Raw genomic sequence first — 20,141 nt, 5'->3', positions numbered from 1 at the left:
TATGGGTCATTCTGCTCCTAGGATCGCGGCCATCGATGGGATCGCGCAGGAAATCGCCGGTCTGCTGGGACCGATGCTGGTCGAAACCGTCGACCATGCCGATGAACTGAGCTTCACCGTCGTCCGGGAAAAGCTGGCCGACGCGATGGTGCTGCTGCGGGATCGCGCGCAATATCAGCAGCTCATGGAAATTGCGGGCGTCGATTATCCGGATCGTCCGGAGCGCTTCGAGGTCTGCTACCATCTGCTCAGCGTCACGCGGAACCACCGCGTCCGCGTGAAGGTGCAGACCGACGAGGACATGCCCGTTCCCACCGTCACGCACATCTGGCCGGTCGCCGGCTGGCTGGAGCGGGAGGTGTTCGACATGTACGGCGTCATCTTCGAGGGGAACGCCGATCTGCGCCGCATCCTGACCGACTATGGTTTCAAGGGCCATCCGCAGCGCAAGGACTTCCCGCTGACCGGCTATGTCGAGATGTGGTATTCCGAAGAGGACAAGCGCGTCGTCTACAAGCCGGTGAAGCTGGCGCAGGATTTCCGGCAGTTCGACTTCATGAGCCCATGGGAAGGCGCGCAATATGTGCTGCCGGGCGACGAGAAGGCGCCGCAGGCGCCGGGAGCGCCGACACCTGTCACAGCCTCGTTGCCGGCCGCTGCGGCTCCCAAGGGCGAACCGGCCGGCGCCACGCCCAAGGTCACGGAAAAGTCCGAGGATACCGGCGCAGGTGAACCCGCCAACAGCAAGGGTGCGGAAAAGTCGCCCAACGCTCCGGTAAAGCCCGAAGAGCACACAGACGAAGGCAAAGGCGCTGCCAAGCCTGAGGATAAGGCCTGATGTCCGACTATCTGGAAAAGCTGGACCATGTGACCGACGCGGCGGACCCGTCCTACGGCGACACGGAAATCCAGAACTACACGATCAACTTCGGTCCGCAGCACCCTGCCGCGCACGGCGTTCTGCGCCTGGTCATGGAACTGGACGGCGAGATCGTCGAGCGCTGCGACCCGCATGTCGGCCTGCTGCATCGCGGCACCGAGAAGCTGATCGAGCACAAGACCTATTTGCAGGCGCTGCCCTATTTCGACCGGCTGGACTATTGCTCGCCGCTCGGCATGGAGCACAGCTATGTGCTGGCGATCGAGAAGCTGCTGAACCTGGAAGTGCCGTTGCGCGCGCAATATCTGCGCGTGTTCTTCGCGGAACTGACCCGCATCTGCAATCACATGCTGAATCTCGGCTCGCACGTGATGGACGTGGGTGCGATGACGCCGAACCTGTGGCTGTTCGAAATCCGGGAGGATTGCCTCAACTTCTTTGAACGGGCATCGGGCGCCCGCATGCATGCGGCCTGGTTCCGGCCGGGCGGCGTGCATCAGGACGTGCCGCTGAAGCTGTTGACCGACATTGGCGACTGGCTCGACACCCGTTTGCCGCGCCTGTTCGAGGATGCGATGAGCCTGGTGGTCGACAACCGCATCTTCAAGCAGCGCAATGTGGACATCGCGGTCGTCAGCAAGGAAGACGCGCTGAAATGGGGCTTCTCCGGCCCCATGATCCGGGGATCGGGCATCCCCTGGGACATCCGCAAGGCGCAACCCTATGACGTCTATGACCGGATGGAATTCGACGTTCCGGTGGGCACCAATTTCGACTGCTATGATCGCTTCATGGTCCGCGTCGAGGAAGTCCGCCAGTCCGCGCGGATCATGAAGCAGTGCCTCAGCGAAATGCCGGAAGGCCCGGTGGCGAGCTTCGACCGCAAGGTGGTGCCGCCCAAGCGCGGCGAGATGAAGCGCTCGATGGAAGCGCTGATCCACCACTTCAAGCTTTATACCGAGGGCTTCCATGTCCCGGCGGGCGAAGTCTATGTCGCGACCGAAAGCCCCAAGGGCGAATTCGGCGTCTATCTGGTCGCGGACGGCTCCAACAAGCCCTATCGCTGCAAGATCCGCCCGACCGCCTTTAGCCACCTTCAGGCGATGGATTTCATGATGAAAGGCCACATGCTGGCCGACACCACCGCTGTCCTGGGCGCCATGGACATCGTGTTTGGAGAATGTGACCGCTAATGGCTGACGCAGTTCATATCCCGGACGAGGCCGAAACGCGTGCGCGCTGGGGCAATTTCTCCTGGACCGCCGAGAACGCCGAACAGGCGAAGAAGGTCATCGCCCGCTATCCCGCAGGACGTCAGCAGTCCGCGGTGATGCCGCTGCTGGACCTCGCCCAGCGTCAGGTGGGAGCGGAAACGCAGACCCAGGGCTGGCTGCCGGTGCCGGTGATGGAATATATCGCCAACCAACTCGAAATGCCGTATATGCGCGTGTACGAGGTCGCGACCTTCTACACCATGTACAACCTCGCGCCCGTGGGCCGCTATCATGTGCAGGTCTGCGGCACGACGCCCTGCATGCTGCGCGGCTCCGACGATGTGTTCTCGGCCTGCAAGAACAAGGGACTGGTGAAGGGCGGCACGACGCCCGACGGCCTGTTCACCCTGACCGAGGTCGAATGTCTGGGCGCCTGCGCCAACGCGCCGATGGTCCAGATCAACGACGATAATTTCGAAGACCTGACCTATGACAGCATGAGCGCGATCCTCGACGATCTCGCCGCTGGCAAGCAGCCCAAGATCGGGCCGCAGATCGATCGCCAGACCAGCTGTCCCGAGGGTGGTCCGACCACGCTCAAGGATATGGTCAACGAAAATCACGACTATCGGGGCGAATGGGCATGAGCGACGTGATCGCGCCTCTCAGCGACAAGGATCGCATCTTCACCAACGTCTATGGCTTCCAGGATTGGGGCATCGACGCGGCGATGAAACGCGGCGATTGGGATAACACCAAGGCCCTGCTGGAAATCGGCCAGGACGACATCATAGAGCGCATCAAGGCCAGCGGCCTGCGCGGCCGTGGCGGCGCCGGCTTCCCGACCGGCATGAAGTGGAGCTTCATGCCCAAGGAAAGCAGGGACGGCCGTCCGAGCTTCCTCGTCATCAACGCCGACGAATCCGAGCCGGGCTCGTGCAAGGACCGCGAGATCATCCGCCACGATCCGCACAAGCTGATCGAGGGCGCGCTGGTCGCCGGTTTCGCGATGCGGGCGCGCGCCGCCTACATCTATATCCGTGGCGAGTTCATCTATGAGGCGAAGGTGCTCTTCGCCGCCGTCGAGCAGGCCTATGAAAAGGGCTTCCTCGGCAAGAATGCCTGCGGGTCCGGCTATGATTTCGACGTCTTCGTCCATCGCGGCGCGGGCGCCTATATCTGCGGGGAGGAAACCGCCCAGATCGAAAGCCTGGAGGGCAAGAAGGGCCAGCCGCGCCTGAAGCCGCCTTTCCCGGCGGGTGCGGGCCTTTATGGCTGCCCCACCACGGTGAACAACGTCGAATCCATCGCGGTTGCCCCTACCATCCTGCGGCGCGGGTCCGAATGGTTCTCCAGCTTCGGCCGGGAGAACAACAAGGGCACGAAGCTCTTCCAGATCAGCGGCCATGTGAACAAGCCCTGCGTCGTCGAAGAATCGATGGGCATCAGCTTCAAGGAACTGATCGACCGGCACTGCGGCGGCATTCGCGGCGGCTGGGACAATCTGCTGGCGGTCATCCCCGGCGGTTCGTCGGTGCCTCTGGTCCCGGCGAAGGAGATCATGGACGCGCCCATGGATTTCGATGGGCTGCGTGCGCTCGGCTCGGGCCTTGGCACCGCCGCCGTCATCGTGATGGACAAGTCGACCGACATCGTCCGCGCCATTTCGCGCCTCTCCTATTTCTACAAGCATGAGAGCTGCGGCCAATGCACGCCCTGCCGCGAAGGCACCGGCTGGATGTGGCGCGTGATGGAGCGGCTGCGCACCGGCGACGCCGACCAGAGCGAGATCGACATGCTGTTCCAGGTGACCAAGCAGGTCGAAGGTCACACCATCTGCGCGCTTGGCGACGCGGCGGCCTGGCCGATCCAGGGCCTGATCCGGCACTTCCGTCCGGAAATCGAACGCCGGATCAACGAAAACAAGGGTAGCGCCCCGGTCATGGAGGCAGCGGAGTAACCATGCCGAAGGTCAAAGTAGACGGCGTAGAACTGGAAGTCCCGGCGGGCGCCACGGTCCTCCAGGCCTGCGAACTGGCGGGGAAGGAAATCCCCCGTTTCTGCTATCATGAGCGGCTGAGCATTGCCGGCAATTGCCGCATGTGCCTGGTCGAGGTGAAGCCCGGACCGCCCAAGCCGCAGGCTTCCTGTGCGCTGCCGGCCGCGGAGAATCAGGAAATCTTCACCCAGACCGAGATGGTCAAGAAGGCGCGCGAAGGGGTGATGGAGTTCCTGCTCATCAACCACCCGCTCGACTGCCCGATCTGCGACCAGGGCGGCGAATGCGACCTTCAGGACCAATCGGTCGCCTATGGCAAGGGCAGCAGCCGCTTCGACGAGAATAAGCGCGCCGTCACCGAGAAATATATGGGTCCGATCGTCAAGACGGTCATGACCCGCTGCATCCAGTGCACCCGCTGCGTGCGCTTTGCCGAGGAAGTCGCGGGCGTGCCGGAAATCGGCGCCATCTATCGCGGCGAGAACATGCAGATCACCACCTATCTCGAACATGCCGCCAAGAGCGAGCTGTCGGGCAATGTGGTCGATCTTTGCCCGGTCGGCGCGCTGACGTCCAAGCCCTATGCGTTCGAGGCGCGGCCCTGGGAACTCAAGAAGACCCACGCGATCGACGTGATGGACGCGGTCGGCACCAACATCCGCCTCGACAGCCGTGGCCGTCAGGTGCTGCGCGCCGTGCCGCGCATCAATGACGACGTGAACGAGGAATGGGCCAGCGACAAGACCCGGCACAATGTCGACGGTCTGGTCCGCAAGCGGCTCGACAAACCTTATGTCCGCAAGGACGGCAAGCTGGTTCCGGCAACCTGGAACGAGGCGTTCGCGGCGATTGCCGCCGTCAAGCATGGTGGATCGGTGGCTGCGCTGGCCGGTGATCTGCTCGATTGCGAGACGATGTTCGCGGGCAAGGTGCTGGTCGAGAAGCTGGGCGGCTCGTTGCTCGAAGGCCGTCAGACCGGGCTCGCCTATGACGTGTCGAGCCTGAGCGCGGTCAACTTCAACACCACGCTCAACGGTCTTGAAACCGCTGACGCGATCCTGCTGGTGGGCACCAATCTGCGCTGGGAAGCGCCGCTGGTGAACACCCGCATCCGCAAGGCGATCAAGAAGGGCGCGAAGGTCTTTGCGCTCGGTCCGCAGGTCGACCTCACCTACAAGGTCGAGTGGCTGGGCAATGACGCGTCGCTGCTCGCCAAGCTGCCGGGAGCGGTGGTCGAGGCGTTCGGCAAGGCCGCGCATCCGGCGATGATTGTCGGCGGCGGCGTGCTGGCGAAGGACGGCGCCCATGGCGATACGCTGGCGCTGGTCGAGACGCTGGGTCTCGTGAAAGAAGGCTGGAACGGCTATAATGTCCTGCATTTCGCGGCGGCGCGCATGGGCGGGCTGATGCTCGGCTATGCGACGCAGGGCGGCATCAAGGCGGTGGCTGCGGCGAAGCCCAAGCTGCTCTTCTCGCTGGGCGCGGACGAAGTCGATTATTCGGCCTTCCAGCACAGCTTCAAGGTCTATGTCGGCCACCATGGCGACAAGGGCGCGCATGCGGCGGACGTGATCCTGCCGGGCGCAAGCTATGCCGAGAAGGCCGGCACCTACGTCAATCTGGAAGGCCGGGTGCAGCGCGGGGAAAAGGCCGTATTCGCGCCGGGCGACGCCCGTGAGGATTGGTCGATCCTGCGCGCTCTGTCGGAAGTGCTGGGCGCGACGCTCCCCTTCGACAGCTTCGAGCAGCTTCGCGCCGAAATGGCCAGGGCGGTTCCGGCGCTGGGCGTCGAGGGTCTGGCCGATTATGGCTGGTCCGTTCCGTCGCTGCCGACCGGCGCCAGCGGTGAGTTCGGCTCTCCGATCAAGGATTTCTACCTGACCAACGCCATCTGCCGCGCCAGTCCGACGATGCAGCAATGCTCGGCCGAACTGATCCACGGTGAGACGTATGCGGAGGCCGCAGAGTGACCGCTTTCTTCCAAAATCTCGGCCTGCCGTTCGAGGGCGCCTGGCTGCTTTCGACGATCATCGGCATTCTGGTGATTGCCCTGCCGCTGATGCTGGCGGTGGCGATGATCATCTACGCCGACCGCAAGATCTGGGCGGCGATGGCGCTGCGCCGCGGCCCGAACGTCGTCGGTCCCTTCGGTCTGCTCCAGTCCTTCGCGGACGGCGCCAAGGTCTTCCTGCAGGAAACCATCATCCCTTCGGCGGCCAACCGCACGCTTTTCCTGATCGCCCCGATCATCACCTTCACCGTCGCTCTGATGGCCTGGGCGGTGATTCCGTTCCAGGTGGGCGTGGTGCTGGCCAACATCAATGTTGGCCTGCTCTACATCCTCGCCATCTCGTCGCTCGGCGTCTATGGCGTGGTGCTGTCGGGCTGGGCGTCCAACTCCAAATATCCCTTCTATTCGGCGATCCGCGCCAGCGCGCAGATGATCAGCTATGAAGTCTCCATCGGCTTCATCCTGATCACCGTGGTGCTCTGGGCCGGCAGCTTCAACATCTCGGCCATCGTCGAGAGCCAGAAGGGCTATTATGGCTTCCTGAACGGCAACGGCTTCAACCCGCTGCTCTTCCCGATGGCGATCATGTTCCTGATCTCGGCCATGGCGGAAACGGCGCGTGCGCCCTTCGACCTGACCGAAGCGGAATCGGAACTGGTCGCGGGGTATCAGACCGAATATTCTTCCATGGCCTTCGCTCTGTTCTGGCTGGGCGAATATGCGAACGTGATCCTGATGTGCGCCCTGAACGCCATCCTGTTCTGGGGCGGCTATCTGCCGCCGATCGACTGGGCGCCGCTTTATTATGTGCCCGGCATCATCTGGCTGTTCGCCAAGATATTCTTCTTCTTCTTCGTCTTCTCCTGGGTGAAGGCGACGGTGCCCCGCTATCGCTATGACCAGCTTATGCGGCTGGGCTGGAAGATATTCCTGCCGACCTCGCTGCTGTTCGTCTTCCTGGTGTCGGGCTTCCTCATGTTCACGCGTTACGGAGGCGCTCAATGAGCCTCGGCTATTATGTCAAATCCTTCACCCTCTGGGAGTTTGTGAAGGCGCACGCCCTGACCTTGAAATATTTCTTCAAGCCCAAGGCGACGATCAACTACCCCTATGAGAAGAACCCGATTTCGCCGCGGTTCCGGGGGGAGCATGCGTTGCGCCGCTATCCCAATGGGGAAGAACGCTGCATCGCGTGCAAGCTGTGCGAGGCAATCTGCCCCGCCCAGGCGATCACCATCGAAGCGCAGCCGCGCGATGACGGCAGCCGCCGCACGACGCGCTACGACATCGACATGACGAAGTGCATCTATTGCGGCTTCTGCCAGGAAGCGTGCCCGGTGGACGCCATCGTCGAGGGCCCGAATTTCGAGTTCTCCACCGAAACGCGCGAGGAGCTGATCTACGACAAGGCCAAGCTCCTTGAAAATGGGGACAAGTGGGAGCGGGCGATTGCCGCGAACCTTGCCGCCGATGCGCCCTACCGTTAAGCCGCAGCCGCCGAAGGGGAACATGATCCTGTGATTCACGTGCTTGCCTTTTACCTGTTCGCCGCGATCGTGGTGTGCAGCGGCGCGCTTACGATCCTGTCGCGCAATCCGGTTCATTCGGTGCTGTGGCTGATCCTTGCCTTTTTCAACGCGGCGGGGCTGATGGTCCTGCTGGGCGCCGAATTCATCGCGATGCTCCTTGTCATCGTCTATGTCGGCGCCGTTGCCGTGCTGTTCCTGTTCGTCGTGATGATGCTCGACATCGATTTCGCCGAACTGCGCGCCGGTTTCGTCGATTACCTCCCCTTCGGGCTGCTGATTGCGCTGGTGCTGCTGGCGGAGATCGTGCTGGGCATCGGCCTGTGGAGCGCGGGCCCCATAGAATTGGCGCAGCGCGCGGCTCCGGTGAACCCGGAACTCAGCAATATCCAGGCGATCGGCGCGCTGCTCTACACCCGCTACATCTTCCTGTTCGAAGCGGCGGGCATCGTCCTGCTGGTCGCGATGATCGGCGCCATCGTGCTGACCCATCGTGCCCGTGGCGGCGTGCGCGGCCAGAACATCGCCCGCCAGAACCGCCGCCGTCCCGAAGACGCGGTGCGCAACGTCAATCAGCCCGTCGGGCAGGGGGTGGAGCTGTGATCGGCCTTCAGCATTATATGGTGGTCAGCGCGATCCTCTTCGTGATGGGCGTGCTGGGCATCTTCATCAATCGCAAGAACGTCATCATCATCCTGATGGCGATCGAGCTGATCCTGCTCAGCGTGAACATCAACCTTGTCGCCTTCAGCGCCTTCCTGGGCGATCTGGTGGGTCAGGTGTTCAGCATGTTCGTGCTGACCGTCGCGGCGGGTGAGGCGGCCATCGGCCTTGCCATCCTCGTCATCTACTTCCGCGGTCGCGGCACCATCGCCGTCGACGATGTCAACCGGATGAAGGGCTAAAGCTCGATGATCCAGCTTATCGTCCTTCTCCCGTTGCTGGCTGCTGCCATCGCCGGTCTTGGCAACAAGGCCCTTGGCAAGCTGCCCGCGAAGATCGTCACCACCGGCGCGCTGTTCGCATCCTGTGCGATGAGCTGGCCGATCTTCATCAGCTTCCTGACCGGCCATGCCGAACCCTATGTGGTCCCGGCCTTCACCTGGATCCAGTCGGGCAGCTTCGATGCGCAATGGGCGCTGCGCGTCGACACCATGACGGCGGTCATGCTGGTGGTCATCACCAGCGTGTCGAGCCTCGTCCATCTCTATAGCTGGGGCTATATGGAGGAGGAGCCGGACCAGCCGCGCTTCTTCGCCTATCTGTCGCTCTTCACCTTCGCGATGCTGATGCTCGTGACGGCGAACAACCTGCTGCAGATGTTCTTCGGCTGGGAAGGCGTGGGGCTCGCCTCTTACCTGCTGATCGGCTTCTGGTTCCGGAAGCCGAGCGCAAACGCCGCCGCGATCAAGGCCTTCGTCGTCAACCGCGTCGGCGACCTTGGCTTCATGATGGGCATTTTCGGCACCTATCTGGTGTTCAACACCATCTCGATCCCGGAAATCCTGGCGGCCGCGCCTTCAATGGCCGGTTCGACCATCGGCTTTCTCGGCCATCGTTTCGACACCATGACCGTGCTCTGCCTGCTGCTGTTCATCGGCGCGATGGGCAAGTCGGCGCAGCTTGGCCTCCACACCTGGCTGCCGGACGCGATGGAGGGTCCGACCCCGGTGTCGGCGCTGATCCACGCGGCGACCATGGTGACCGCGGGCGTGTTCATGGTGTGCCGCCTGTCGCCGATGTTCGAAACCTCACCGACGGCGCTTGGCTTCGTGACCTTCATCGGCGCGGCCACCTGCCTTTTCGCGGCGACCGTGGGCACGGTGCAGAACGACATCAAGCGCGTCATCGCCTATTCGACCTGTTCGCAGCTCGGCTACATGTTCTTCGCGGCGGGCGTCGGCGCCTATGGCGCGGCGATGTTCCACCTCTTCACCCACGCTTTCTTCAAGGCGCTGCTGTTCCTGGGCGCCGGCTCGGTCATCCATGCGATGCACCATGAGCAGGACATGCGTTACTATGGCGCGCTTCGGAAGGAGATTCCGATCACCTTCTGGACGATGACGCTGGGCACGCTGGCCATCACCGGTGTCGGCATTCCGCTGGTCGGCTATGGCTTTGCAGGCTTCTATTCGAAGGACGGCATTCTCGAAGCGGCCTATGCTTCGGGCGGCGCAGGCGTCGGCGCCTATCTGGTCGGCGTATTCGCGGCGCTGCTCACCAGCTTCTACAGCTGGCGCCTGGTGTTCCTGACCTTCTTCGGCAAGCCGCGCTGGGCCGCTTCGGAGCATATCCAGCATGCCGTCCACGACGCGCATGGCCATGGTCATGACGAACATGCCACCCATGGCCATGGCGCGGAGGACGACAACGCACCGGCGCAGGAGCATGCGGGTCACGATCCGCACGGGCATGAAGCCGATGCCCATGCCCTGCCGACCGGCACTGGCGGCTATCATCCGCATGAAAGCGGCTGGGTGATGCTGATCCCGCTGGTGGTGCTGAGCCTGGGTGCGGTGTTTGCCGGCTTCCTCTTCCATGACCAGTTCATCGGGCCGGAAGGCGGCATAGAGTTCTGGAAGGGCGCGCTGGCGTTCGACAGTCATCTGATGCACGCCGCGCATGAAGTGCCGACCTGGGTCAAGTTCGGACCGTTCACGGTGATGCTGACCGGCTTGGTCATAGCCTGGCTGGCCTATATCAAGCACACCGACTGGCCGCGGCGCTTCGTCGCCACCTTCGGCGTGCTGTACCAGTTCCTGCTCAACAAATGGTATTTCGACGAGCTGTATCATTTCATCTTCGTCAAGCCTGCCTTCGCCATCGGCCGCTTCTTCTGGAAGTTCGGTGACGTGGGCTTGATCGACCGCTTCGGGCCTAACGGTCTGGCTGCGCTGGTCGTGCAGGGCAACAAAGTCACCCGTCGGCTTCAGTCCGGCTACCTCTACACTTACGCGCTGGTGATGCTGATCGGCCTCGCCGCGGCTGCAACCTGGGCGATGACACGATAATGAGCGGCTTCCCCATCCTTTCCCTGATGATGGCAGTGCCGATGGCGGGGGCCATCGCCTGTCTGTTCGCAGGCGCCAATCAGGCCCGCTGGATCGCGTTGGTCGCAACGCTGGTCGATCTCGTGCTGGGCGTCATCCTCTGGATGAATTTCGACCAGTCGGGGACCGCTGCCCAATGGCAGTTCCAGGAATATGCGCCGATCTTCGGCCGTTTCGCCTGGGCGCTCGGGATCGACGGCATCGCGCTGCTGCTGATCGCGCTCACCGTATTCCTGATGCCGATCTGCATCGGCGCGAGCTGGATCGCGATCGAGAAGCGCGTGCCGGAATATATGGCGGCCTTCCTGTTCATGGAGGTGCTGATGATCGGCGTCTTCACGGCGCAGGATCTCTACCTCTTCTACATCATGTTCGAAGCCGGCCTGATCCCGATGTACCTGATCATCGGCATCTGGGGCGGCGCGGATCGCATCTACGCTTCGTACAAATTCTTCCTCTACACGCTGCTCGGATCGGTGCTGATGCTGATCGCGATGATGTGGATGGTGCATGAAGCGGGCACGACCGACATCCCGACGCTGATGGCCTATCATTTCGATCCGCATATCCAGACATGGCTGTGGCTCGCCTTCTTCGCCAGCTTTGCCGTCAAGATGCCGATGTGGCCGGTCCACACCTGGCTCCCCGATGCGCACGTTCAGGCGCCGACCGCCGGTTCGGTCATCCTGGCGGGCGTGCTGCTGAAGATGGGCGGCTACGGCTTCATCCGCTTCTCGCTGCCGATGTTCCCGGAGGCGTCCGCGCAATTGGCGCCGCTGGTCTGGGGCCTGTCGATGGTCGCGGTGGTCTATACCAGCCTCGTCGCGCTGGTTCAGTCGGACATGAAGAAGCTGATCGCCTATTCGTCGGTTGCGCACATGGCCATCGTCACCGTCGGCCTGTTCGCCTTCAACCAGGCGGGCATCGAAGGCGCGATGATGGTGATGCTGGGCCATGGCTTGGTGTCGGGCGCTCTCTTCCTCTGTGTCGGCGTCATTTATGATCGGCTCCATACCCGCGAGATTAGCCGTTATGGCGGCCTCAGCATCAACATGCCGAAATATGCGGTGCTGTTCCTGCTGTTCACCATGGCGTCGGTCGGCCTGCCGGGCACCAGCAACTTCGTGGGTGAATTCCTGTCGCTGATGGGCATCTACCAGGCGTCGAGCTGGGTGGCGCTGGTCTGCACCACCGGCATCATCCTGGGCGCGGCCTATATGCTCTATCTCTACCGCCGGATCGCCTATGGCGAGCAGAAGAATGCCGATGCGGCCGCGATGCCGGACCTGTCCGCGCGCGAAATCTGGCTGCTGGCGCCGATCGCGGCGGCGGTGCTGTGGATGGGCGTCTATCCGGAGAGCTTCCTGGCGCCCATGCGTTCCGATATCCGCGCGCTCGAAGCGCGCGTCGCCTCCGCCAGGCCGGCGGGCGATTCCCAGATCAAGATGGGGGCGGCCGTTCCGGCTGCCGAGGCTGCCCATCATGAAGAAGCCCCTGCGCACGGGGAGGCGCACTGATGATTGACTCCGCTTCCCTTCTGGCGGTCCTGCCGGAACTGATCCTGACGGCCGGCGGCCTGATCCTGATGCTGATCGCAGCTTATGGCGGCGATGCGACGGCGCGGCTGGTGAACTGGCTGTCGGTGCTGACGCTGGCTATCGCAGGCCTGGCGCTGTCCACTTCGCTGGCGCATGGGCCCGATGCCTTTGACGGGCTGGTGCGCGCGGATGCCTTCTCCGTCTTCGCCAAGGCGCTGATTTATGGCGCGGCGGCGGCGGCCATCCTGCTTGCGCCGCGCTATTTCCTGGTGGGTGGCGCGCTGCGGGCCGAATATCCGGTGCTGATCCTCTTCTCCTCGATCGGCATGGGCATGATGGTGTCGGCGGGCGACCTGCTGACGCTCTATGTCGGCCTCGAAATGCAGAGCCTTGCCGCCTATGTGCTGGCAAGCTTCATGCGGCAGGACGAGCGGTCGTCCGAAGCGGGCCTTAAATATTTCGTCCTGGGTTCGCTGGCGAGCGGCATCCTGCTCTATGGTTCGGCGCTTCTCTATGGCTTTACCGGCGGCACCAGCTTCGACGGCATCGCGGTCGCGCTGAGCGACGGTGTGTCGAAGGGCGAGCTTTTCGGCCTGGTGTTCGTGCTTGCCGGTCTCGCCTTCAAGATCAGCGCCGTGCCGTTCCACATGTGGACGCCGGACGTCTATGAAGGTGCGCCCACCCCGGTCACGACTTTCTTCGCCAGCGCGCCCAAGGTGGCGGCCATCGGCCTTACCGTCCGCGTCGCGATAGAGGCGCTCGGTCCGGCAGGCCTCGACTGGCAGCAGGTCGTGATCTTCGTTGCGCTCGCCTCGATCCTCTTCGGCGCGGTGGCGGCCATCGGCCAGACCAACATCAAGCGGCTGATGGCCTATTCGTCGATCAACAATGTCGGCTTCGCGTTGATCGGCCTTGCCACCGGCACGCCCGCGGGCGCGGCGGCGACGATGAGCTACATGGCGATCTATGTCGTCATGACCATCGGCGGTTTCGCCTGCATCCTGCAGATGCGCGATGCGGAGGGGCGTCCGGTCGAGACCATCGCCAGCCTTGCAGGCCTGTCGCGCTCGCGCCAGGGTCTGGCGGCGGCGTTGGCGATCTTCATGTTCTCCATGGCCGGCATTCCGCCGCTCTTCGGCTTCTGGGCGAAGTTCCTGGTGTTCGACGCGGCCGTCGCGGCGGGCCTGACGGCGCTGGCGGCCTTCGGTATCGCCATGTCGGTGATCGGCGCCTTCTATTATCTGAAGATCATCAAGACGATGTATTTCGACGAGCCGGCGGCGCCCTATGAAGCGCGCGGCGGTGCGGTTGAGAATATCATCCTGACGGCCTGTGCCGTGGTGATCGTCTTCGGCTATTTCCTCAATCCCGTCCTCGACAAGGCGAGCGCGGCGGCCGCGGCGTCGCTGTTCTGACCGAGCTTCGCTTCGTCGAGGAGACTGGCTCCACCAATGCCGACATGCTGGCGTTGGTGGAGCAAGGCGTTTCTGAAGGCTGCTGGTTGCGCGCGGGGCGGCAGACCGGCGGACGCGGGCGCATGGGGCGCAGCTGGGAAAGTCCCGACGGCAATCTCTATTGTTCGACGCTGATCCGGTTGCGGGGGGGCGACCCGTTGCCGCATACGCTGGCCCTGGTCGCGGGCAACGCCGTGCATGCGCTGGTGGCGCCGCTTTGCAAGGGGCGGGCGCGGATCAAATGGCCCAATGACGTGCTGGTGGACGGCGCGAAGATTGCCGGCATCCTGCTGGAGCGGGCCGGCGATGCCATTGTTGCGGGGATCGGCGTCAATGTGACCGGGCATCCGACCGGGCTCGACCGGCCGGTGACGAGCCTCTTCTCGCAGGGCGCGCCAGAGGCCGACGCGGCTGCTCTGCAGGTGCGGCTTGCGCAATTGTTCGCCCATTGGCTGGCGATCTGGCGCGCGCAGGGGCTGGAGCCGGTGCGGACGCATTGGCTGCTCAACGCCCATCCTACGGGCACGCCGATGCGCGTGGTGCAGCCCGATGGCGACACGGTGGAAGGCACATTCGACACGCTCGACCGCCATGGGATGCTGATCCTGCGCTTGGCGAATGGCGAGAGCCGTGCCATTCATGCCGGCGACATCCTTCTCATCTGACATCGGGGATCGGCCATGCTTCTCGCGATCGACGCGGGTAACACCAATGTGGTTTTTGCGCTGCTCGAAGGGCGGGAGATTCGCGCCCGCTGGCGGATCGCGACCGATCCGCGGCGCACCGCCGACGAATATGCGGTGTGGCTGAACCAGCTCCTGATGCTGGAGGGTTATAAGATTGCCGATGTGGAGGCGGTCATCATCGCGACCGTCGTGCCGCGCGCCCTGCACAATCTTCAGGTGCTGGCCGATAAATATTTCAGGACCACCGCGCTCATCGCCGGTCAGGCGCCGGTGGAGTGGGGCATCGAACTCGACGTGGCCGAACCGGCCTCGGTCGGAGCGGACCGGGTTGTAAACGCCATCGGCGCGCACCATCTTTACCGCGAGGATTTGATCGTCATCGATTTCGGCACGGCGACGACCTTCGACGTCATCGACTATCACGGCGCTTACAAGGGCGGCATCATCGCGCCGGGCATCAACCTGTCGCTGGATGCGCTGGTCGCGGCGGCGGCGAAGCTGCCCAAGATCGCGATCGCGCCGCCGGAGAACCGGTCGGTTATCGGCCGCACCACCGAAGCGCAGATGCATATCGGCGTCTTCTGGGGCTATGTGGCGATGATGGAGGGGCTGGTCGCCCGCATACGTGCGGAAATCGGCCGTCCCGCCAAGGTGATTGCAACGGGGGGCCTGGCGGTCCTCTTCGACGACAATAGCGATATTTTCGATGCGATCGCGCCCGATCTCACGATCCAGGGCCTCGCATTGCTGTATGAACGGAGTTTGAAAACAGAATGATACCCGGAAATGAGCTGATCTTCCTGGCCCTTGGCGGCTCGGGGGAGATCGGCATGAATGTCAATCTCTACGGTTGCCAGGGCAAATGGGTGATGGTCGACTTGGGCCTGACCTTTGCCGATCCCGCCTATCCCGGCGTGGAGCTGGTGCTGCCGGACCTGAGCTTCATCGAGGATCGCAAGGACGATCTGCTGGGCATCGTGCTGACCCACGGGCATGAGGACCATATCGGCGCCATTCCCTATCTCGCGGCCGATCTGGGCGTGCCGCTCTATGCGACGCCCTTCACCGCGGGGCTGATCCGGCTGAAGCTGGAGGAAGAGGGGCTGACCCAGGATGTCGAGCTCAACGTGATCGACAATGAGGGCAGCTTCGCCCTGGGGCCCTTCGGCTTCCGCTATGTGCCGCTGGCGCATTCGATTCCCGAAGGCAATGCGGTGCTGATCGACACGCCCTATGGCAAAATCTTCCATACCGGCGACTGGAAGCTGGACGAAACGCCGCTGCTCGGCCAGCCCTCCACGCCCGAGGAACTGGCGGCCATTGGCGATGAGGGGGTGCTGGCGCTGGTGTGCGACAGCACCAACGTCTTCAATCCCGAAGCCAGCGGCTCCGAAGGCGATGTGCGCGTGGGGCTTATGCAGACCATCGAGGGCGCTAAAGGGCGCGTGCTGGTCACGACTTTCGCGTCCAATGCCGCGCGGTTGCAGACCTTGGGGGAGGTTGCCAATGCCATGGGGCGCAAGCTCTGCGTGGCGGGGCGGTCGCTCGACCGGATCATCTCGACGGCGCGGGCGGCGGGTTATCTCAGGGATTTCCCGCCGACCATCGATTGGGACGATGCGATGGCCTTGCCGCATAATGAGGTGATGATCATCGCCACTGGCGGGCAGGGGGAGGCGCGGGCCGCCCTGTCGCGCATCGCCTTCGACAGCCACCCCATCAAGTTGGACGAGGGCGATCTGGTCGTCTTCTCCTCGAAGCAGATTCCGGGCAATGAGATCGCCATCGGCCGCATCCAGAACGCGCTGGCGGCCAAGGGCGTGCTGATGGTGACGGATCGTCAGGCGGAGGTGCATGTTTCCGGCCATCCGGGTCGTCCCGAGCTGGAAGCCATGTATCGCTGGGTACGGCCGCAAATCCTGCTGCCGGTCCATGGCGAGCGGCGGCATATGGCCGAGCAGGCGCGGCTGGGTCTGGCGAGCGGCGTTCCCCATGCGGTGGTGCAGTCCAATGGCGATGTGCTGCGGCTGGCGCCCAACGGGCCGGAGGTCATCGGCAACGAAACGACGGGACGGCTGGTGCTGGATGGCGACGTCATCCTGCCCGCTGACGGAGCGACGATGAACGAGCGGCGCAAGGTTGCGCTGCATGGCCAGATCAGCGTCGCGGTGGCGCTGGATGGCAAGGGCAGGGTGATCGGTTCCCCCGCCTTGCGCACCCAGGGCGTGCCGGTGGAAGAGGACAAGGCCGCCTTTCTGGAGGAGGCGGCCGAGGAGGCTGCGGGCGCTGTACCCAAAGGATCGCAGGAGGAAGAGGCGCTGCGTGAACGGGTCAGGCTGGCGGTACGGCGCACGGCCACCCGCTGGACGGGCAAGAAGCCGGTGGTGGACGTGCTGCTCATTCGCGCCTAAGCCCTTTGCGCATGAACTGGTATGCGATCTTTGCCATTTACGTGCTGTTCTGGGTGATCAGCGCCTTCATAGTGCTGCCCTTCGGCATTCGCACGCCCGATGAAACGGGCGAGGCGCTGCGGCCGGGGCAGGCGGACAGCGCGCCCAGCAATTTTCGTCCAGGGGTCGTTGCCTTTCGGGCGACGGTCCTGTCGGCGGTTCTGTTCGGCCTCTATTATGCCAATTATGTGGAAGGCTGGATCACGCTGGAGCGGTTGACGCATATCGGCTGAGTGTCTGGCCGGAACCGACGGGCAACGCTGTTGCGTAAGCTTGAGTAGGGGCTTCACGACAGAGTTTTGATGTTCGTCCCAGGCCGCATCATGCTCCTGCTAAGGCACTCGAACGAGGCGCGCGACTCGTTCCGACGTAGCGTACTTCAATATGTGAGCACCGGAGGCGCAGAAAGCCGCCATTTGCAGCCCGCCATGGGCCGAATCCCCGCATATCCTGAGCGGGCGAACCCTCGGGCAGGCTCCGCAGCGAGATGGCTCAGATCCGGGCGACCACCATCATGTGCATCCGCGCCCTTATCCGAAAGCCGAGCGTTTCGTAGAGCGCCACCGTCGCCTCATGTGCGGCATAGGCATGCAGGAACGGCATTTCTCCGCGTTCGAGCATGGCCCTGGCAACGATCTGCATCAGGCCCTTCGCATAGCCCCGCCCGCGATGGTCAGGATGAGTGCAGACACCGCTGACCTCGGCAAAGCCCGGCATACGCATCCGCTCTCCCGCCATGGCGATCAGCCTGCCCCGCTCCTTGATGCCGATGAAGCGACCGAGCCGATGGGTCAGCGGCAGGAAGGGACCAGGCTTCGTCATCAATGCAAGAGCACGCATTTCCGTCGCATCATCATCTGTCAGCACGACGGGTTCCAAGGACGGCGCATTGCCCGGAATCTCCTCCGCCACCATCTGCGCAAGCATCGCTTCGCGGACCAGGCGCGTGCCGGCCGGCGGCGTTTGCGCATCGGGTTCGACGATCCACAGCTCCCCCTGTTCGGGCACAAGCGCAGCCAGCGCCGATCGAGCCGCCGGACTGCCGTCCGCCGCAGCGGCAAAGGGCCCGTAGCGAGGATCGATCCGCAGCGCGAGCGCATCCCCTTCGGCCAAGGGCTTCCAGCCGCTGTTGAGGGCGTTCCAGACCGGGCGATGCAGAGGATGATATGACACGATGACGCTATTTTCCGGCTGCGACCGGGGAAAGCAAGCCCCTCTTGCCCTGCCTTGCGAGCATAGGTCTCGATGGCCGGTCGATTCCGTAACAATCCGCTAATTCCCGGTTCTTTTGGACGGCGCGATTTACCAAATGGAAATCATGTTTCGGCAATGGTGGCGATGACGTGTCACGCCCTGAACGAAACTTGCTCGCATCCCTGCGAGGGCGCATGACGCCGGACACCCAGCAAAGCGCTGAAGTGCAGGCGAATCTCGTCAAATCCCTTTATGCCTCTCCCGCCTCGCTGATGATCGGTGCGGTTGCCGGCGGCGCGCTGGGGCTGGTGATCGCATGGCATGCGCGGCTGCCCGCCATCACCGCGATTGCGGTCCTGATCTGTCTCGTCGGGCTCAGCCGGTCGATCTCGGCCGTCTATTTCGAGCGACAGCTTGCCCATCAGAACGGTGTAACCCAGCCTATTTGGGGACTGGCTTATGAATTGGGCGCCTGGGCCTATGCCGCGCTCCTCGGAATATTGACCTTCGCGACTCTCCTGCTTTCGGAGGACGCGACGCTCCACGTATTGGCCGTTTGCCTGGTGGCGTCCTATTCCGGCGGTATTTCAGGTCGTAATGCTGGCCGCATTCACGTCGCGGTGGGACAGACATGTCTATCCCTGCTGCCTACCTCGCTGGGCCTCGTCCTCGCGGGTGGGCTGAGTTATACGGTTCTGGGAATTCTCTGCTTCCTGATGATCTTCGCCATGGCGGACATTACCAAGACGACGCATCGCATCGTCTTGGAGGCATTGCAGGGCAAATATGAAAAGACGCAGCTCGCCACCAAGTTCGAGCGTTTGGCCCGCTTCGACAGCCTGACGGGTGTCGAAAACCGCATGGCGATGCAGATGCGGCTGCGCGAGATGTTCGATGGACGACGATCCGATCAGGATCCGATGGCGGTGTTCTGGATGGATCTGGACCGCTTCAAGGAAATCAACGACTCCCTGGGACATATGATCGGCGACCAGCTTCTATGCAGGGTCGCTGAAAGGCTGTCTCGCGCGCTGGATGGGCGCGGCCATGTCGCGCGATTCGGAGGAGATGAGTTCGTGCTGATCTGCCCCGGCGCCAGCCGGGCGGAAGCGGAGCGGATCGCGGACGATGTAATGGCCGAATTCACGCATGATTTCGACGTTGGCGGCTATAGTCTCGGCGTGACCGCGTCCATGGGGATCGCGGTTGCGCCGGGGGACGGACAGGACAGCGACGAACTGCTCCAGCATGCCGACATGGCGCTGTATCAGGCGAAGCATGCGGGCCGAAACCGCCATGCGCAATTCGCCTGGTCTATGAAGGAGCGGCAGAACCGCACCTACGATCTGGAAATGGGCCTGCGCGGCGCCATGGCGAATAATGAGCTGGTGCTGCACTACCAGCCGATCTTCGACACGAAAACCGGCAAGATCACGATTTGCGAGGCCCTGATGCGATGGGATCATCCGACGCTCGGCCGCATTTCCCCTGCGGAGTTCATCCCCATCGCGGAGAGCTGCTCGATGATCGAACCGATCACGGCCTGGGCGCTGGAGCAGGCCTGCCAGGATGCGATGGAATGGGATGAGAATGTCCGCGTCGCGGTCAATATCTCCCCGGTGTTGATCAAGAGCGACAGCCTGCCCCGCGCGGTCATCGCGGCGCTGATGCAATCGGGACTGAGGGCGCGTCGGCTGGAACTGGAGGTGACCGAGTCGATCTTCCTGGAGGATAGCGGCCGGACCAACCTGATCCTGTCCGATCTCCAGCGGATCGGCCTGCGGCTGGCGCTGGACGATTTCGGGACCGGCTATTCCTCGCTGGGTTATCTGCGCGACTATGCCTTCGACACGATCAAGGTCGACCAGAGCTTCATGCGTGGCGTCGAGGAGAATTCACGCCACAGGGCGATTGCCCAGTCGGTCGCCTATCTGGCCCACGCGCTGGATGTCGAAACCGTGGCGGAGGGGATTGAAACCGACGATCAACTGCGTTGCGCCCGCGAAATGGGCTTCACCAATGTGCAGGGTTTCGTGCTTAGCCGGCCAGTCCCCGCGGTGCAGGTGTTGGAGATGATGCGGCAGATGGATGACGATAGCGGCAGCGTCGCCATGCTCCAGGACCGGCGGCGCGCCTGAT

General features: G+C 63.2%; 18 protein-coding genes. 17 read left to right on the top strand and 1 reads right to left on the bottom strand.

What is annotated here, in order from left to right:
- Window position 1 precedes the first annotated feature (1 nt).
- Genes A0J57_RS09820 through A0J57_RS09745 form a run of 16 tightly spaced genes read left to right on the top strand, consistent with a single transcriptional unit; the run spans window position 2 to window position 17,041 of the window.
- Complete coding sequence (locus tag A0J57_RS09820) at window positions 2-838, top strand: NADH-quinone oxidoreductase subunit C (RefSeq protein WP_061935347.1); 837 nt, start codon at window positions 2-4, stop codon at window positions 836-838.
- Complete coding sequence (locus A0J57_RS09815) at window positions 838-2,073, top strand: NADH-quinone oxidoreductase subunit D (protein ID WP_025549540.1); 1,236 nt, start codon at window positions 838-840, stop codon at window positions 2,071-2,073. Before A0J57_RS09820 ends, A0J57_RS09815 begins: the two co-directional genes overlap by 1 nt.
- On the top strand, window positions 2,073-2,741 hold the full coding sequence (gene nuoE / locus A0J57_RS09810; RefSeq protein WP_061935344.1) for an NADH-quinone oxidoreductase subunit NuoE: 669 nt from the start codon (window positions 2,073-2,075) through the stop codon (window positions 2,739-2,741). Before A0J57_RS09815 ends, nuoE begins: the two co-directional genes overlap by 1 nt.
- Window positions 2,738-4,054 (top strand): NADH-quinone oxidoreductase subunit NuoF, encoded by a 1,317-nt coding sequence (gene nuoF, locus A0J57_RS09805; RefSeq protein WP_025549538.1) that lies wholly within the window; start codon window positions 2,738-2,740, stop codon window positions 4,052-4,054. The genes nuoE and nuoF overlap by 4 nt, the downstream gene beginning before the upstream one ends.
- Window positions 4,055-4,056: 2 nt before the next feature.
- Entirely contained in the window at window positions 4,057-6,063 is a 2,007-nt protein-coding gene (nuoG, locus tag A0J57_RS09800; RefSeq protein WP_061935341.1) for an NADH-quinone oxidoreductase subunit NuoG, read from the top strand.
- The gene (gene nuoH, locus A0J57_RS09795; RefSeq protein ID WP_025549536.1) at window positions 6,060-7,109 is read left to right on the top strand and encodes an NADH-quinone oxidoreductase subunit NuoH; all 1,050 of its coding nucleotides are present in this window, start codon (window positions 6,060-6,062) and stop codon (window positions 7,107-7,109) included. The genes nuoG and nuoH overlap by 4 nt, the downstream gene beginning before the upstream one ends.
- Window positions 7,106-7,591, top strand: a complete 486-nt coding sequence (nuoI, locus tag A0J57_RS09790; protein WP_007684868.1) for an NADH-quinone oxidoreductase subunit NuoI — start codon at window positions 7,106-7,108, stop codon at window positions 7,589-7,591. The genes nuoH and nuoI overlap by 4 nt, the downstream gene beginning before the upstream one ends.
- Before the next feature lie 30 nt (window positions 7,592-7,621).
- Entirely contained in the window at window positions 7,622-8,233 is a 612-nt protein-coding gene (locus A0J57_RS09785) for an NADH-quinone oxidoreductase subunit J (protein WP_025549535.1), read from the top strand.
- Window positions 8,230-8,535 (top strand): NADH-quinone oxidoreductase subunit NuoK, encoded by a 306-nt coding sequence (nuoK, locus tag A0J57_RS09780; RefSeq protein WP_004211745.1) that lies wholly within the window; start codon window positions 8,230-8,232, stop codon window positions 8,533-8,535. The genes A0J57_RS09785 and nuoK overlap by 4 nt, the downstream gene beginning before the upstream one ends.
- A gap of 6 nt (window positions 8,536-8,541) precedes the next feature.
- Window positions 8,542-10,641, top strand: a complete 2,100-nt coding sequence (gene nuoL, locus A0J57_RS09775) for an NADH-quinone oxidoreductase subunit L (RefSeq protein ID WP_061935338.1) — start codon at window positions 8,542-8,544, stop codon at window positions 10,639-10,641.
- Window positions 10,641-12,197 carry an NADH-quinone oxidoreductase subunit M gene (locus A0J57_RS09770; protein ID WP_061935335.1) on the top strand — a complete coding sequence of 519 codons (1,557 nt, stop codon included), beginning with the start codon at window positions 10,641-10,643 and terminating at the stop codon, window positions 12,195-12,197. The genes nuoL and A0J57_RS09770 overlap by 1 nt, the downstream gene beginning before the upstream one ends.
- Complete coding sequence (nuoN, locus tag A0J57_RS09765) at window positions 12,197-13,633, top strand: NADH-quinone oxidoreductase subunit NuoN (protein WP_025549532.1); 1,437 nt, start codon at window positions 12,197-12,199, stop codon at window positions 13,631-13,633. The genes A0J57_RS09770 and nuoN overlap by 1 nt, the downstream gene beginning before the upstream one ends.
- On the top strand, window positions 13,630-14,337 hold the full coding sequence (locus A0J57_RS09760; RefSeq protein WP_268873884.1) for a biotin--[acetyl-CoA-carboxylase] ligase: 708 nt from the start codon (window positions 13,630-13,632) through the stop codon (window positions 14,335-14,337). The genes nuoN and A0J57_RS09760 overlap by 4 nt, the downstream gene beginning before the upstream one ends.
- A 15-nt stretch (window positions 14,338-14,352) precedes the next feature.
- Complete coding sequence (locus A0J57_RS09755; protein ID WP_044662537.1) at window positions 14,353-15,135, top strand: type III pantothenate kinase; 783 nt, start codon at window positions 14,353-14,355, stop codon at window positions 15,133-15,135.
- Window positions 15,132-16,769, top strand: coding sequence for a ribonuclease J (locus A0J57_RS09750; protein ID WP_061935329.1), 1,638 nt, complete (start codon window positions 15,132-15,134; stop codon window positions 16,767-16,769). The genes A0J57_RS09755 and A0J57_RS09750 overlap by 4 nt, the downstream gene beginning before the upstream one ends.
- Before the next feature lie 11 nt (window positions 16,770-16,780).
- On the top strand, window positions 16,781-17,041 hold the full coding sequence (locus A0J57_RS09745) for a DUF1467 family protein (protein WP_025549528.1): 261 nt from the start codon (window positions 16,781-16,783) through the stop codon (window positions 17,039-17,041).
- Window positions 17,042-17,300: 259 nt separating this feature from the next.
- Here the strand turns inward: A0J57_RS09745 and A0J57_RS09740 are convergent, their stop codons facing one another.
- Window positions 17,301-17,981, bottom strand: a complete 681-nt coding sequence (locus A0J57_RS09740) for a GNAT family N-acetyltransferase (RefSeq protein ID WP_061935326.1) — start codon at window positions 17,979-17,981, stop codon at window positions 17,301-17,303.
- A gap of 215 nt (window positions 17,982-18,196) precedes the next feature.
- Between A0J57_RS09740 and A0J57_RS09735 the strand changes: the two genes are divergently transcribed.
- On the top strand, window positions 18,197-20,140 hold the full coding sequence (locus tag A0J57_RS09735; RefSeq protein ID WP_025549526.1) for a bifunctional diguanylate cyclase/phosphodiesterase: 1,944 nt from the start codon (window positions 18,197-18,199) through the stop codon (window positions 20,138-20,140).
- Window position 20,141 lies beyond the last annotated feature (1 nt).

The sequence above is a fragment of the Sphingobium sp. 22B genome (genome assembly GCF_001580035.1).
Taxonomy (GTDB): domain Bacteria; phylum Pseudomonadota; class Alphaproteobacteria; order Sphingomonadales; family Sphingomonadaceae; genus Sphingobium; species Sphingobium fuliginis.
Note: the sequence above shows the minus strand (reverse complement) of the source record. Positions and strands in the feature narration are given on the sequence as shown.

Bases quoted from the DNA above. Each gene is read 5' to 3' on its own strand.
- A0J57_RS09820 (WP_061935347.1), top strand. From the start codon at position 2: ATGGGTCATTCTGCTCCTAGGATCGCGGCCATCGATGGGATCGCGCAG.
- A0J57_RS09815 (WP_025549540.1), top strand. From the start codon at position 838: ATGTCCGACTATCTGGAAAAGCTGGACCATGTGACCGACGCGGCGGAC.
- nuoE (WP_061935344.1), top strand. From the start codon at position 2,073: ATGGCTGACGCAGTTCATATCCCGGACGAGGCCGAAACGCGTGCGCGC.
- nuoF (WP_025549538.1), top strand. From the start codon at position 2,738: ATGAGCGACGTGATCGCGCCTCTCAGCGACAAGGATCGCATCTTCACC.
- nuoG (WP_061935341.1), top strand. From the start codon at position 4,057: ATGCCGAAGGTCAAAGTAGACGGCGTAGAACTGGAAGTCCCGGCGGGC.
- nuoI (WP_007684868.1), top strand. From the start codon at position 7,106: ATGAGCCTCGGCTATTATGTCAAATCCTTCACCCTCTGGGAGTTTGTG.
- nuoL (WP_061935338.1), top strand. From the start codon at position 8,542: ATGATCCAGCTTATCGTCCTTCTCCCGTTGCTGGCTGCTGCCATCGCC.
- A0J57_RS09770 (WP_061935335.1), top strand. From the start codon at position 10,641: ATGAGCGGCTTCCCCATCCTTTCCCTGATGATGGCAGTGCCGATGGCG.
- nuoN (WP_025549532.1), top strand. From the start codon at position 12,197: ATGATTGACTCCGCTTCCCTTCTGGCGGTCCTGCCGGAACTGATCCTG.
- A0J57_RS09755 (WP_044662537.1), top strand. From the start codon at position 14,353: ATGCTTCTCGCGATCGACGCGGGTAACACCAATGTGGTTTTTGCGCTG.
- A0J57_RS09750 (WP_061935329.1), top strand. From the start codon at position 15,132: ATGATACCCGGAAATGAGCTGATCTTCCTGGCCCTTGGCGGCTCGGGG.
- A0J57_RS09745 (WP_025549528.1), top strand. From the start codon at position 16,781: ATGAACTGGTATGCGATCTTTGCCATTTACGTGCTGTTCTGGGTGATC.
- A0J57_RS09735 (WP_025549526.1), top strand. From the start codon at position 18,197: ATGACGCCGGACACCCAGCAAAGCGCTGAAGTGCAGGCGAATCTCGTC.